Genomic DNA, 13,880 nt, shown 5'->3' with positions numbered 1-13,880 from the left:
CGGGCCGGGGCGCGGCGAGCGACTGGCGGGTGCGGTGCGGTGCAGTGCGGACCAGGTAAGCCTGGAAGCCTGGAGTTCTTGGTTCAGCTCCACCGCGCCGGGGAGGGCGGGGCAGGTCACCTGTGCCGGGGCCCTCATCCGACCCCGACGGACATGCTCCTCAGCACGGCGTCGACGGTCTCCGGCCCGGTGTTCTGCTCGGCGTTCCCGTCAGATCCGGTCGTGATGCCGATGAGGAAGGCCACGCGGCTGTCGTCCACGGAGACGACGGTCATCCGCAGACGCCCCGGACCGGTGTCGCTGTCCGCCACGTTCACCACCACCGTGTGAGCCGGCCGCCCATCGACGGTGAGCGCCCGGGACTCCCCCTTGGACATGCGCCTGTACGGGAGGAAGAACTCGGCGTTGGACCGCGCCCAGCGCTCGGTGTAAGCCCCCAGCTGGCCCTCGGCCACGCCCTCACCCCGACCGGCGAGGACTGTGCTGCCGCTGCTGTCGTCGGCGCCCTCGTTGTCCGCCTGCTTCTGGGCGATCGTGGAGGTGAAGGCACCGATCAGTTTCCCCTTCCCCTGCTTCCACCCCTCCGGGATCGCGTACGAGATCCCGGAGGCGCTGTCGCTCACCCTCGGCCGTCCGGCCAGCGGCCCACCGTCATCGCCGTACACCAGCCGCCACACGGCGAATCCCCCACCGGCCAGGAGCAGCACGACCACGGTGACAACGGCGACCACAATTCCCCGGCGCCCCCGCGGCCGTCCGGGAGGGGGAGGCAGCGGGAAGTCGGCCACGGGCGTCGTGGGCGTGGTGTGCGTGGTGGTGGGCGTCATGGGCGGATACGGCGGCTGCTGCGGAGACGGAGGGTACGGCGTTGTCATGACCCCAGCCTCACGGACCTGCCCGGCCACGCCTTGAGCGCTTGTACTCAGGAGGCGTACTCAGTTCTTGGTTCTGGTGGGGCTGGATGAGGGGGCGCTGGCAGGAACTGCGGCCCGACGGGGCACTGTCCGGCGCGCTGTGCCACCGGCGGCTCATGACAGGAGGTCACGGCGGTGCGAAGTGGCACGGATCTGCCACCTCGGCATGACCTCACTTCCGTACGGTGTCGGACAGTTCGAACCACACCACCTTCCAGCCGGCCGGGCGGGAGTGACCGATCACCGGGTAGCGGCCCCAAGAGTCCGCCAGCGCCTCCACCAGGTACAGGCCGCGACCGAAGTCCTGGTCCGGGGTGCAGGGCAGGGCGTCGGGGAGCTCTGGGTGGTTGTCCATGACTCCGATGCGTACGGCATCGGGGCGGGAGCGGAGTCTGACGGTGACGGGACCGTCAGAGTGCTTTACGGAGTTGGAGACCAGCTCTGAGGTCAACAGCTCGGCGGTGTCAGTGAGTTCGGGCGTGTGGGCGTAACCGAGGAGGGCTGTGCGGACGGTGTGGCGGGCGATTGAGAGGACTCGGGGGTCGTTGGGGAGTCTGAGGTGGCACTCCCAGGACCGGGGGTCGGGCATGCGGAGTCTCCGTTCCAAGTGGGGTTTGGTTCGGTCAGGTTCGTTCGACTTCATTGGTGAACGGCAGTTGGTGGCCTGTCTCCCTGGCGCGGCCCACCCCTCCCAGGGGAGGAGGGTGCGGGCAGGCTCGCGCGATGCGCTTCCAACTGCCTTGAGTAGCAGTCTCGTTACTGAAGGTAGAGCGCGAGATGGTTACATTGCCACTCAATCAAAGAAATTGACCCGTTCGTGGTCGACCGTCGCCCAAAGGCGGCAGACTGCACACGACCGCACTCGGAAGGAACGGCATGCCACCGAGGACGACGCCGACGGAGCGTCAGAGGAGACTGGGCAGTGAGCTGCGCAGGATGCGAACCGCTGCCGGAATGTCGGCGGATCAGGCCGCCGGGCTGCTCGGGCTGGACCGGGCGAAGATCTCCAACATCGAGACAGGCATCCGCACCATCAACCCTGAACGTCTCCGCACGCTGGCCTGCAACTGCGCGTGTTCGGATCAGGCGTACGTGGAGGCGCTGGTCGAGATGGCCCGCCCTAACGGACGTGGCTGGTGGGAGCGTTACCGAGGCTCGCTTTCCCTCGGCCTCCTGGACATCGCCGAGTTGGAGTCGTACGCGGTACGCATGCGGACGGCGCACACGGCACACATCCCCGGCCTGTTCCAGACCAGCGACCACGCCCTTGAGCTGTTCCGGGCGGTGCTTCCGCCATTGCCCGAGCATGAAGTCGCCCTGCGCCTGGCGTTTCGCGCGGAGCGCCAGCAGGTGTTGGAGGGTGAGGATCCGCCCGAGTACGTCGGAGTGGTTCACGAGGCCGCACTGCGCATGCAGTTCGGCGGGCCCAAGGTGGCACGCGCGCAGCTGGAACACCTGCTGGCCGTCTCCGAGCGGCCCGCGGTGCGCCTGATGGTCATCCCCTTCGCCGCCGGTACGTTCCCCGGTGCTGGGCAGACGGTCAACTATCTCGAAGGCCCCGTCCCCCAGCTGGACACTGCTCAGGTCGACAGTTCGCACGGGCCGGAATTCCTGGGTGGGGAAGCGCAGTTGGCCAAGTACCGTGCCCACCTGGACTGGATGGAGCGCATTGCCCTGTCGCCGCAGGAGTCGCGCGACTTCATCCGAGGGATTGCCAACGACCTGTAGGGAGACGCTCGATGGATGACAGCGCGATCACATGGGAGGAGCCGTTCTGCGGCGAGGGGGCCAGCTGCTTCCGCCTCGGTACCGACCCCGACGGCAATGCTTACATCGCCATAGCCGGCGCCGAGGACACCTACGTCACCGACACCCGCGAAGCCCTCCGCACACTCATCCTCGACATCAAGGCAGGGAAAGTGGACCACCTGCTCTGAGGTTGTGCGTCACCCCGTCGTCCCGCAAACGCCTTGCTTGCGAGCCTCAGGCATTCGCATTGCGAAACCAAGTCAGAGTGCGATGCGATACCCCGGCCCGAGAAGCGAACCGCGCCTCTCACGCTGTTGATCGGTTCGCCCAACCGCAGCGCATACAGGCGCGCTTTTCGGCCACCGGTGACAGCGACACCCAGGGTGACTGTCACGAATTCGTGACGTTCGGTTGCGACCGACTGCACCCAACTTGTCCACCAGTGGGGCAACTTGCAGACGCAAAGGAGGTGTACGAATTGTCAGTGCCCGTAGCTAGAGTGAAACCTGACGCTTTGGCTAACGGGGAGGATGCTGTGGCGGACGACGGGGCGATCGACGTACCGGTGGAGGACCCGGCCGCATGGGCGGAGGGTTCCCTGGGGGGACCAGTAGCATCGGCGGCCGCAGATGTGTTCGGCGTCGGGGCAGGCCTCCAGACAGCGGTGTCGGCCATGGGTGATGTCGTCACCGAGTTGCAGTCCTTCACGAAGTTCCGGGACCGTATCGACGCGCTCCTGCGTGACCTGCGGGAAAGCGAGGCCGGCCCGAAGCGGGTGGGGCAGAACGTGGTGTCCCGGACCAACTTCGGTGGTGGATCCGGTGGTTGGGCTGAGGCAGCCAACCTCTTTGACTCTCACGAGACGGTGATGACGGAGTTGGAGAAGCTCTCCAAGCTCCTCACGGATTCCATCGAGGGCCTGAGCATCGCGGTCCTGGCCTCGCACAAGGGCTACGAGAACGTGGACGAGGACGTCAGCCGGCGCATGCTGGCGATCAGCAAGGGCACGACCGAGCACTACGGCGGAAGCTACGAGCCGCAGGTTCCGGGGGCGCCGGGTGGGAAGACCACGAAGCCCGGCGATGACTCCGGAATCGGTGACACCTCCGGCGTGTCGGGCTTCTGACGGCGGCTGGGTACGCATCACGGGGACACTCACGGGGATAGCGGGGATACGAGATGGGCGACAAGGGCAAGGGCGGCGGTAAGACACCGTTCGAGAGCATGAGCCACGAGGACATGCTCGCCTGGCTGGATGAGGCCGACGCCGGCATGGTGCTCGCCGCTGCGGCCAAGCTGGTGTTGGTGGCCGCGGAGATCAAGAAGGTCGGCGAGGAGCTGAAGACGCGCCCGCAGTGGGTGGGTTGGAAGGGTGAGGGCGCCGATGAGTTCCGCCGCTGGAGCGCGGATCTCGCGAACGCGACGTTGAGACTGGCGGAGTACAGCCAAGGCGCGTCGAAGTGGCTCACCGAAGCCTCTGGCACGATCTCGACTGTCAAGGCGTCGATCCCCCGGGACACGAAGTATGGCCAGTCCACCCTGAGCAAGGCACAGGCGAACCTGGAGACAGCGAAGGCTGCGCGCAACGATCCCGATGCGGCGTCCGTCGCCCGTGATTCAACCCGGGACATTGAGACGGTCCTGGCCAAGCGGGAGTCGGAGCGGCAAGAGGCTGCTCGGCAGATGAAGAAGCTCGCGGAGTCGTACACGCTGTCTGCGGAGCAGATGGACGGCTTGGAGAAGCCGAAGTTTCCGCCGCCGCCCAAAGCTGTGATGCCACCCCCTACCGAGGGCTTCGGCGCGCGTGAAGACCTCGTGCCCACAGGTGGTGCCGCTGACTCAACTGCCCCCGGCGCGGTGGGATCAGTCGGGTCGAGTGGGCGTGCCGGTGGCTCCGTGGGCCAGGGTGATGGCGCGAGTGGGTCGGTTGGCTCTCCCGAGACCTCCGCCAAGGCCCCCGGAGCCCCTGATGGTGGAGCTGTGCGTCCACAGCCACCCACAGGGGTGGAGATCGACAGCGTTGCAACCCTGCCTGAGGCGCCAACTGCACCGTCGGGGCCAGCGAGTGGCCCGCCGATGGTAGGGGGACGGCCAGAGGGAACTGCGACGATGCCTCCCGGAGTGGTACCTCCGGTGGCTGGAGGCGTCCAAAGGCCAACCGGCCTTCCGACAGGGACAGGCCGCCCTTCCCCTGGATTCCGGCCCCCGGTAGCCACTGGGCAGACTCCGATGGGCACCGGACCTTCCACCCAGCGTCCCACCGCTGGAGGCGGTATCACGGGCGGCAGGCCCGTGCCCCCGTCTCCGGGGCGGGCCACCGGCGGAATCCCCCGAGGCACTGTGATCGGCGGCGAGGGTGTCACCGGCCGTGGCCCGGCGGGGCAGCCCGTCGGTACAGGAAGGCCTGGGGCCGTCCGGGGCGGGACGGGGAGTGGCCGGCGCATCGCAGGACAGCCCGAGGGCATTGTCGGTGGTCGCCCTCAGGGGTTGGGAGGCGTGAATGCCCGCCCCATCAGTGCCGGCGGCTCCGCCACGGCACGCGGCACGGCTCCCTCTGCACCAGGCGGTGGGACGGGTGGTCGTCGCTTCGCCTCGGAAACTGGAGGCATCGTCGGAGGCCGTCCCCAGCAGGCCGGTACGGGGAGTGCACGCCCCTTCACCCCAGGCGGCTCAGGAGCGGTACACGGCGTCTCGGGCGGCAGCGGGCTCTCCGCGGGCCCCGCAGCGCAAGGCGGCACGCGCGGCGGGCTCTCGGGCGTGGTGCGACGGGCAGGCGAGCCGCAGCATGGTGCCGGACCGGTTGGGCGTGGCGGATCAGCGGTGCCGCCGGGCTCTCGTTCCGCGGAGTCTCGTCCTGACGATCGCCGGGGCGAGCGCCCCGATTACCTCACTGAAGATGAAGAGACCTGGCAGCAGGGCGTACGTCGCGCGACGCCGCCCGTCGTGGACTGAACTCGTTAGGACCGCAAGAGAAATGCCGATGCCCACCAGCCAAATGCAGCCTCTCCGTCAAAGGATCATGCTGCCGGGAGTACTGGCAGTCCTGCTGGTGGCCATCGCCAGTACGCCGTCCCATGCGGAGTCCATCCGTTCCCAGCAGTGGCATCTGACCGCCATGAAGGCGGAAGAGATGTGGAAGATCACCAAAGGGGAGGGAATCACCGTCGCGGTGATCGACAGCGGGGTGGATGACAAAAACCCCGACCTGGTGGGGCAGGTACTCAAGGGCAAGGACTTCGCGCCAAACGTCTCAGGCGATGAGCACACTGACTACCGTGGCCATGGCACGGGCATGGCCGGGTTGATCGCTGGAACCGGCGAGAGCAGTGGCGGGGATGGGGCTTTCGGCCTCGCCCCCGGGGCGAAGATTCTGCCCATTCGCGTGCGCGAGAAGGAAACCGTATTCCCTGAAGCGATCAGGTACGCCGCCGATGCAGGGGCCAAGGTCATCAATATTTCCATGGGGACCGAGGGATGGGCTGCTACTTCGGCCGTGCAGAAGCAAGAGATCAAGGCTGTGAAGTATGCCCTGGACAAGGGGGCCTTGATCTTCGCAGGTGTCGGCAACAAAGGAGACTCGTCTCTCGCATACCCCGCCGCCACTCCTGGGGTGGTCGGGGTGGGAGCGATCGGCCAGGATCTTCGCAAGACCGCCGAGTCGCAGTATGGCCTCCAGGTAGACCTGGCTGCTCCAGGCATCGACATGGTTGCCGCCTGTGGCGGCAAGACGGGCAAGTGCAAGGCCCATGGCACGAGTGACGCCACCGCCATAGCCTCCGCCAGCGCAGCCCTCATCTGGTCGAAGCACCCTGAGTGGACCAACAATCAGGTCCTCCGGGTCATGCTCAACACCGCAGCCGGCCCCACAAGCGGTGCCAAGCGCAATGACTACGTCGGCTACGGAGTTGTCCGTCCCCGGATCGCCCTGAAGACCCCCGGCGATCCCGGCCCAGCCGACGAGTATCCGCTCCCCGACCTGGCCGCCGCGGAGTCCAAGTCGCCATCTCCGAAGGCCTCTGAGTCCGCGGGGACCAAGGACGAGGAGGACAAGCCGTCCACCGCTGTCCCTGCACGCGACGACGACAGCGACGCGGCCCTCTGGATCACCCTGGGCGTAGGTGCTGCCGCTCTGCTGGGTACCGCAATCGCTATCCCTGTGGTGCGCGCTCGGCGCCGCAACACGGGGTCCATCACTCACTGAGTACGGGTACTCAGAGGCGCTGGTGGCAGATACGGATGGGGCGCATGTTGTAGCGGCGCTACCGTACTTTTCGACCACCGCAGCTTCGCAGTCGCACGTTCACAACCGTTCGACTGGCATTCGACAAGACACGGGGAGGGACCACGCATGGCGTGGGACGAATGGGAGCAGCTCAAGGCTGCGGTGGCCGAGCGCCATGCCACGCAGATGCAGCTCAACCAGCTGCCGGCTGCAGGGGGCGGCGGCTCAAGCGGTGGCGGCGTTACCGGCAAGGTGAGGTCCGACAAAGCCGCGTGGTCCAAAGCGGGGAAGGACGTCAGCGACCTGCGAGACAACTCCCGCCAGGCGCTGACGAGGCTGAAGGACGGCCAGACGGGGTTCGGCAAGGAGCCCGGATGCCTGACGGCAGCGGCCCAGCAGGGCGTGTACGACTCCTGGGAGCGCCGGATCAGGGACATCAGCGAGCTGTGCGGCGGGCTCGCCGCCGTGCTGGAGAAGACGGGCAACGACCAGCTGAGGACCGACGAGGCAATCAAGGGCGAGATCGCCAGCCTGAAAGTCCGCTCTGAGGATACGCCCGCTGCTGGCAGCGCTGGCAAGGGCTGGTGATCCGGAAGCATGGACCTCAAGACACTCAAGGCCATCAAGCCGTCCGAGTACACGGAGGCGGCGGACGGGTACCGCGCGGTGAGTGACATGGCTGCTGCGGCCAAGAACCGCATCGACAAGCAGATCACCAAGGTCATTCAGGGTGCCAACGAGGGCGAGGCGGCGAAGGCGGCGCTCACGCAGTTGAAGAAGCTGTCGGAGAACTTCCACTACACCCAGGTCGAGTGTGGCCTGGTCAGTGGCGCTCTCAACGGCTTCTCGTCCGACATCGCCAGCCCGAGGCGTCGTCTGCTTGAGGCGCTGGAGGACGCGGATGCACTGGCGTACACCGTCAACGCGGACGGTAGCGTCGTGTATCCCCCCGGGGGGAAGAACGAGCTGACCGATGACGAGATCCCTGGCGGAAGGATCGCAGGCAGCGCCGCCAGGGGCGGCGGCATGTACACCCCCGGACTGGGGCCGGACACCTCTGGCCTGCACAGCCCCAACCCCCACCGCGCGAAGGCCGAATACCTAGCCGACCGCATTGCCCACGCGGTCCAGGAAGCCACGGAGATCGACGACCGGTACAGCAAGACGCTGGAGAAGCTCAAGGCGGCACCGGGACTGAGCGTCAGCACCAAGACGTGGGCGAATGTGGCGTCCGATGCAGATGCGGTCGGCTCGGCCGCGAGTGAATACCTCAGGGACAACATCCCGCTGGACAAGTCGCCTTCCGAACGCAAGAAGTGGTGGGACAGCCTCACGCAGGAACAGCGGGAGGAGTACCTGGCGGTTTACCCCGGCGTGATCGGGAACTTGGACGGCGTCCCGGCCGCGGCGCGGGACGAGGCGAATCGGGAGAATATCCAGCTCCTCATCGGGAAACTCTCGGGGCGGGATGACGAAGAGTCGAAGACGATGCTGGACGGATTGAAGTCGATCGATCATCAGCTACGGCATCCGGACCCTGATTCGCCGCCTATGTACCTACTGGGAATCGGAGATGAAGGTAACGGTCGGGCCATTGTGTCCTATGGTAATCCGGACGCTTCCAAGAACGTATCGGCGTACGTGCCCGGCCTTGGAACTGCCTTGGACGGGGACTTTGCGAAAAACGACCTGAAGAGGGCCAAAGACACAGCAATCGATGCACAGAAATACGATCCGTCTAGTGCCTCGATCGTATGGCTGGGGTATGACGCCCCGCAGCTGCCAGCATCGGAACTCCGGCACAACGCAGATGTTGCGCTCATGAACAATGCCAAGGTCGGTGCAACCGCATACAACGCATTCATGGCGGGCATCTCGGCTACGAACGAGCACGACGACCTCCACACCACCGCCATAGGCCATTCTTACGGCTCGCTCACCGTTGGGCAGGCAGCACAGCGCGATGGCGGTATCCCAGGCGCTGACGACATCATCCTCGTCGGCAGCCCCGGCACTGGTGCGGACAAGGCCGGTGATCTCAATGTCGGCAAGGACCATGTCTTCGTGGGGGCAGCGGCCAACGACCCTGTGACCATGCTTCCCAACCACAGGGAAGCGGGCGGACTGGCCGTGGGCTCGTATGTCGGCGGAGTCACGGGGGCCCTGTTGGGCAATCAGTCGGGACTTTTCCTTGGACCTCTGACGGGCGGTGTGGCGGGCGCGGTCGTGGGCGGCTCCGTCGGGCACACCGTCGGGGACAGTACGAGCGACCCGGACGAGATCTGGTTCGGAACCGATCCGGCGAGCAAGGACTTCGGCGCTCGCCGCTTCCTGGTCGGCCCTGGGCCGCTGCCAGAGGCCAACGACCCAGCACCGGCTCACTCGAACTATTTCAATCCGGAAAAAGACCTGGAGTCCGCAACAAATATTGCGAAGATTGTGTCGGGGGAATCCGATCGAATCAATCTGGAGCGATGGCGTTGAAATACCTGAAGAAACTGCTCGTATTCTCTGCCGCTGTCACCTTCCTCGTTTCGGGGTGTAGCTCCGCAAAGGATGCCGTCAATTCAGTATCCGAGGAGAGTGGGAAGCCCACCATGAAGATCACGATGCAGCAGGCAGCCGACCGTGCGGACTCAATGCTCGACGCTACACTCAGTGCGATTAAGCCTGAGGTTCAGTGGACCCATGGGGCAACGACAACCGGGAGCTGTGATGTCTCCCGCCGCCGTGTCGTCATGACCATTTTCTCCAAAGAGAGGTTGGGCGGCTTGCTGGGGCTGGTGCGGCGCTTCTGGGAGAATAGCGGGTACCGAATCAAGTCCGTGGACAAGGATGAGAAATTTCCCGCGATCTACGCCCAGTCAACCGATGGCTTTGGTATCGCCCTCACTGTCGGCGCGGAAAGGCAGGCCTTCTTCGAAGTAGCCACCCCATGCGCCAAGCCATCTGACGTCACCGATCCGACGACTCCCCCCAACGGGCCCGACTACGATCACCCCATCCCCCACCCCAATGTGCGCTCTGCCTTTTGGTCGGTGAACAGTCCGCTTCCCTCCGCTTCACCAACGACGTCGGCGAGCGAGCAATGAAGCACGGCGACGTCTCGACAACACCTCTCCTGATCACTTGAATTCGGACCGAGGTGACTGAGGCCTTCGGCTGTCAACAGGAATGAGGAGCTTCCTGCGATCTATGCAAAGACCTTAGATGGCTTCGGACTTCGGTCGAGTAACGGCGGTGAGGGGCAGAGTTTCTTTGAGGTTGCTTCACCGTGCGTGGAGGAATCTTCGGTGGCTGCTCCAACTAGGCCTGCTAACGGTTCGAATTATGCGGGTGACCCAATCCTGTGCCCAAATATCCGCTCGGACTTCTGGTCCTTGAATGTGCCGCTTGCGACCACCTCACCGAACGGCAATTAATCGCCCCGAGACGCCTTGCAGGGCTTGGCAGTTGGCCTCCCGCGCATGAACAAGCCAACGGCGCTGGGTAGTTTCTGACCTACGAGACGGATGTTCCCTTTGATGGAGATAGTCAGGATCAACTCTGGGACGTACAGAATTTGATTGAGGCGGCAGCTGAGGCTGGCATCCGCCAGACTCGTGGGGAGTCAGGGAAGGCCGGGGCGGTGAGTCTGAAGTTCAAGAGATAGTCCGGTGTGCAGGGCATGCGCTGTTGGATGTGCCAGCGGATGAGTGTGTCGTTACGGCAAGGGCGCACGTGGGGGACCGGTTTGCGGGCCTGCCTGCGCTGGAGGGGATCACGGGGTGAGTGAGACTGACGAGGCGCCCTCGGCGCCCGGTCGGTTGCGTCGAGTGCTGCCGACCAGCAGGCGCGGCCGGTTGTCGCTGATATCCGCGCTGGTGCTGGCGCTTGCGGGCACCGGTCTCGGAACGTGGGCAGCGGACACCTGGCCGTGGCCGAAGGACCGCTACTGCTGGGGCGCATGGGAAGAGGACAGCGGCCCGGAGTTCCTCGGCGACGAGGCGTTCGGCGACGATGACGACGGGTCACGCACCGGCAAGGAGACGGCGCCCACCCGCGAGCGCCCGAACGGCAGCTGCGAGGTCGCCATCGCCAGCGACTACAAGAGCAGTTACGACGGCGACAAGGTCTCCATCCGCCAGCAGGTGTCCGTCAAGTACGGCCCGGTGCCCAAGGCCGCCGAGGCCCGGCTCGCGATGATCCAGGACGGTTTCCTGGGCGGCGACATGGTCCCGATCCCGGACGGCCTGCCAGGCACGGTGAACGGGCGCGGTGGTCTGCTGGTGCTCCCGAAGTCCTGTGATACGAAGGACGGCCGACCGACCGTCGTCACGATGAACGCGTCCGGCACGTACAGCAGCGGCCCCTCGTACACCCAGAGCGATTCGGCCGACCTGGGCGGCGCCCGTCAGGCGGCGGTACTACTCGTCGCCGCGGCCAACCGTGGGATGGCGGCGGCCGGTTGCGCGCCGGACGAGCCGCTGAAGGTCAGCTCGCCGCTCTACGACCTGCCAGGCGAGCCGGATCGCATCTTCAGCACCTCTGAAGACGTCTGCGGCATCCGTGGCCTGCACCTCGACTCGGAGGACATCGAGGACCAGACCGGCGCGGTCACCCGCGACCTGCAGACGTGCAGCGTCCATGGTGATCGCGACGGCGTGCCGTACCTGCAGTTGGCGATGGTCGCGCAGCCCCGGCTGGCCGCGGTGTTCGACGGCATCGCGGGCGAACGCCCCGCGGCCCGCGGCTGGCGCGGCACGGGCACCATCGGCGAGAACCACGCGATCGTGCGAGCCGACTGCGCCGGCCGGCCCGCCACCTTCCTGATGGGCGTCTACACCGACCCCGACCGTCTCGCCGCCTTCGTCAACGCGGCCGCCGCCCGCCTGGGCTGCGCCCCTATCGCCCCCATCGCCCCCAAGGGAGCCGCCCGGTGAGCAGCACCGCGGACGAGCCGAACCGATACGACCAGCCCCTGCCCGCCGACCGGGAGTTGCTCAGCGAGCGGTATCGGCGCCTGCGCCGGGAGCGTTGGCACCGACGGCGCCAGCGTTTGCACTGGCGCCACCTGCTGCGCGGGCGGGTCCGGCCGCTGCTGGCCGCAGGTCTCTCCGGGATGCTGCTCGGCGCCGGCGGCACGGCCTGGCAGACGCAGGCCGGGCCGTTCGCGCCGGACGAGGTGTGCTGGGGCGCGCTGCCCCGCGATGACCTCGCCGCGACGTTCCGTGAGCCGGAGGATGTCAAGGCGGTCGAGGCGCCCGTGCTGCACGGAGGGCGCTCCATGGACGGCCCCACCGGCAGTTGCCAGTTGACGAACAGCGACGGCGACGAATGGGCGCTCACCGCCCGGGTGCACCGGCTGGACGACCGGGTCGGCGACGACGGCAAGTGGGCTGATGAGTTCCTCTCCGCCCGTCTCACCCCGCTCGGCGGCGGCCTGCTGGGCATGGCCTCGGACAACCGCGCCTGGCTCGCCATCCCGGACGGCTGCCTGGGCCGCCCCAGTGACTTCGACGGGCCGACCGTAGTGGACATCGCCCAGGGCAGCTGGATCACCGACCTGGAGCCGCGTACCAAGGAGCGGGACGCGATGGCCCGCATGGTCGTGAAGCTCGTCAACAAGGTCAGCGCGGACCTGGGCTGCACCGGCACGATCGCCGATCCAGTGGAACACCTGCCGACGGCCGCCCGCTACACCCGCACAGAGAAGCCGGACTCGCTCTGCGGCATCAAGGGGCTGACCCTGGGCAAGAAGCGCAAGCCGAACAAGTACCCCATGATCACCGACGGGCACGGCCCGGTACGCACCTGCGACCGCGACGTCACCGGCTCGCAGTGGAAGCAGCGCCTGATGACCGTCGAGGACCCGCGGCTGGCCGCGATCTTCACGGGGAGGACGCTGTACCAAGGCGACCGGGTGACCTCCGCCGCCGGTTACGGCGGCCTCGGCCCCAACCTCGGCGCCTTCCAGGCCCGTTGCCAGGCGGGCGAGACGGTGTTTCTCGTACAGGCCAACGACAGCGGGATGAGCGCGGACCTGCGCACCCTCTTCCCCCGCTACGTCGAGGCCGAGGCCGCCCGCCTCGGCTGCGGCCCGCTGAAGCTGAAACTGCCACGTGCGGGCGGGAGCCGCTGACTCCCACCCGGACGCCGTGCCGCAACGATGCGAAACGCCACGCCCTCGGCAGCTCTAATACCGGGGTGTGGCGTCCTCGTAGGTGGCTATCCGGGAGGTCACGTTCTACGAGGAGGGCGAGAAGGCCACGGACTGGCACCTGCCCGTCCAGCGGGTCGACGGGGATGCTGAGTCACGTGCTCCTGGTACGCGCCGGCCGACCGACCGGGCCCGGCTTCAAGGCACTGGCAGCCGTGCGCGCCGAAGGCGCGGAGTGCTGTACGAGGAAACCCGGCAGCCTCGTACCCAACCCGCTTTACTCCGGCCCCGCCTCGTGCAAGGCGGGTCGCGTCAGCTCGGTGATGAGGTGTTCCAGGGCAGCGGCGGCGGTGGGGCCGGTGGCGGCGACTTCGGGCACGATGTCGCAGGCGGAGCGGCGTAGTTCGAGCCAGCCGAGGAAGGCGGCGTACGCGGTGACCGCCTGACGCCTGGCCGCGGCGGTGTCCAGGCCCAGGTCGGTGTAGAGATCGGTGAGATAGGCGATCCGCCGCTCGGTGACCCGGCGCAGGACCGGGGCGACGGCGGGGTGATCGGCGTGGGCGACGATCGCGGGCTCCAGGCCGTTGATGTCTTCCTGCCCCAGCGCGATGGTGAACAGGGCCGTCAGCCGCTGCCGGGGGTCGGTGATGTCGCCCAACTCCGCGATCAGCGCTGCGGTGTCGTCCCGCTCCCACCTCTCCAGCGCGGCCGTCAGCAGCGCATCGCGATCCTTGAAGTGCCAGTAAAAGCTGCCTCGTGTCGCCTCCAGCTCGCCCGCGAGCGCGTTGACCGACACCGCGCCGACCCCGCCGCGTGCCATCGCGCGCAGCGCCGCGGTCGACCAGTCCTGCGGGGT

At 66.9% G+C, this 13,880-nt stretch carries 12 protein-coding genes; 9 read left to right on the top strand and 3 right to left on the bottom strand.

The annotated features are described in order from the left end of the window. Positions 1-134: 134 nt before the first annotated feature. The gene (locus ACFWYS_RS13495; protein WP_384766880.1) at positions 135-875 is read right to left on the bottom strand and encodes a hypothetical protein; all 741 of its coding nucleotides are present in this window, start codon (positions 873-875) and stop codon (positions 135-137) included. Positions 876-1,086: 211 nt separating this feature from the next. Continuing rightward, positions 1,087-1,503 carry an ATP-binding protein gene (locus ACFWYS_RS13490; RefSeq protein WP_384766879.1) on the bottom strand — a complete coding sequence of 139 codons (417 nt, stop codon included), beginning with the start codon at positions 1,501-1,503 and terminating at the stop codon, positions 1,087-1,089. 287 nt (positions 1,504-1,790) lie between these two features. On the opposite strand from ACFWYS_RS13490, the gene ACFWYS_RS13485 reads away from it, so the two are divergent. The 9 genes from ACFWYS_RS13485 to ACFWYS_RS13445 all read left to right on the top strand — a co-directional run bounded on the left by ACFWYS_RS13485 (position 1,791) and on the right by ACFWYS_RS13445 (position 13,006). After that, positions 1,791-2,642, top strand: a complete 852-nt coding sequence (locus ACFWYS_RS13485; RefSeq protein WP_384766876.1) for a helix-turn-helix domain-containing protein — start codon at positions 1,791-1,793, stop codon at positions 2,640-2,642. Positions 2,643-2,653: 11 nt separating this feature from the next. After that, positions 2,654-2,851 (top strand): hypothetical protein, encoded by a 198-nt coding sequence (locus tag ACFWYS_RS13480; RefSeq protein WP_384766874.1) that lies wholly within the window; start codon positions 2,654-2,656, stop codon positions 2,849-2,851. Positions 2,852-3,198: 347 nt separating this feature from the next. Next, positions 3,199-3,789 carry a hypothetical protein gene (locus ACFWYS_RS13475; RefSeq protein ID WP_384766871.1) on the top strand — a complete coding sequence of 197 codons (591 nt, stop codon included), beginning with the start codon at positions 3,199-3,201 and terminating at the stop codon, positions 3,787-3,789. Between the two features lie 1,854 nt (positions 3,790-5,643). Next, on the top strand, positions 5,644-6,864 hold the full coding sequence (gene mycP, locus ACFWYS_RS13470; RefSeq protein ID WP_384766868.1) for a type VII secretion-associated serine protease mycosin: 1,221 nt from the start codon (positions 5,644-5,646) through the stop codon (positions 6,862-6,864). A gap of 147 nt (positions 6,865-7,011) precedes the next feature. Then, complete coding sequence (locus ACFWYS_RS13465) at positions 7,012-7,473, top strand: hypothetical protein (RefSeq protein ID WP_384766865.1); 462 nt, start codon at positions 7,012-7,014, stop codon at positions 7,471-7,473. Between the two features lie 9 nt (positions 7,474-7,482). Continuing rightward, entirely contained in the window at positions 7,483-9,369 is a 1,887-nt protein-coding gene (locus tag ACFWYS_RS13460) for an alpha/beta hydrolase (RefSeq protein ID WP_384766863.1), read from the top strand. Next, positions 9,360-9,977 (top strand): hypothetical protein, encoded by a 618-nt coding sequence (locus ACFWYS_RS13455; RefSeq protein ID WP_384766861.1) that lies wholly within the window; start codon positions 9,360-9,362, stop codon positions 9,975-9,977. The genes ACFWYS_RS13460 and ACFWYS_RS13455 overlap by 10 nt, the downstream gene beginning before the upstream one ends. A gap of 675 nt (positions 9,978-10,652) precedes the next feature. Next, on the top strand, positions 10,653-11,807 hold the full coding sequence (locus ACFWYS_RS13450; RefSeq protein WP_384766858.1) for a hypothetical protein: 1,155 nt from the start codon (positions 10,653-10,655) through the stop codon (positions 11,805-11,807). Further along, positions 11,804-13,006, top strand: coding sequence for a hypothetical protein (locus ACFWYS_RS13445; protein WP_384766857.1), 1,203 nt, complete (start codon positions 11,804-11,806; stop codon positions 13,004-13,006). Before ACFWYS_RS13450 ends, ACFWYS_RS13445 begins: the two co-directional genes overlap by 4 nt. A gap of 295 nt (positions 13,007-13,301) precedes the next feature. Here the strand turns inward: ACFWYS_RS13445 and ACFWYS_RS13440 are convergent. Continuing rightward, on the bottom strand, positions 13,302-13,880 hold a 579-nt coding region (locus ACFWYS_RS13440; protein WP_384766855.1), incomplete at its 5' end, for a TetR/AcrR family transcriptional regulator.

It is taken from the genome of Streptomyces sp. NPDC059010 (assembly GCF_042740355.1).
In the GTDB taxonomy this organism is placed as follows: Bacteria; Actinomycetota; Actinomycetes; order Streptomycetales; family Streptomycetaceae; genus Streptomyces.
The sequence above is the reverse complement of the archived record's forward strand: the minus strand, read 5'-3'. Positions and strand labels throughout refer to the sequence as shown.

Bases quoted from the DNA above. Each gene is read 5' to 3' on its own strand.
- ACFWYS_RS13495 (WP_384766880.1), bottom strand. From the start codon at position 875: ATGACAACGCCGTACCCTCCGTCTCCGCAGCAGCCGCCGTATCCGCCC.
- ACFWYS_RS13490 (WP_384766879.1), bottom strand. From the start codon at position 1,503: ATGCCCGACCCCCGGTCCTGGGAGTGCCACCTCAGACTCCCCAACGAC.
- ACFWYS_RS13485 (WP_384766876.1), top strand. From the start codon at position 1,791: ATGCCACCGAGGACGACGCCGACGGAGCGTCAGAGGAGACTGGGCAGT.
- ACFWYS_RS13480 (WP_384766874.1), top strand. From the start codon at position 2,654: ATGGATGACAGCGCGATCACATGGGAGGAGCCGTTCTGCGGCGAGGGG.
- mycP (WP_384766868.1), top strand. From the start codon at position 5,644: ATGCCCACCAGCCAAATGCAGCCTCTCCGTCAAAGGATCATGCTGCCG.
- ACFWYS_RS13465 (WP_384766865.1), top strand. From the start codon at position 7,012: ATGGCGTGGGACGAATGGGAGCAGCTCAAGGCTGCGGTGGCCGAGCGC.
- ACFWYS_RS13460 (WP_384766863.1), top strand. From the start codon at position 7,483: ATGGACCTCAAGACACTCAAGGCCATCAAGCCGTCCGAGTACACGGAG.
- ACFWYS_RS13455 (WP_384766861.1), top strand. From the start codon at position 9,360: ATGGCGTTGAAATACCTGAAGAAACTGCTCGTATTCTCTGCCGCTGTC.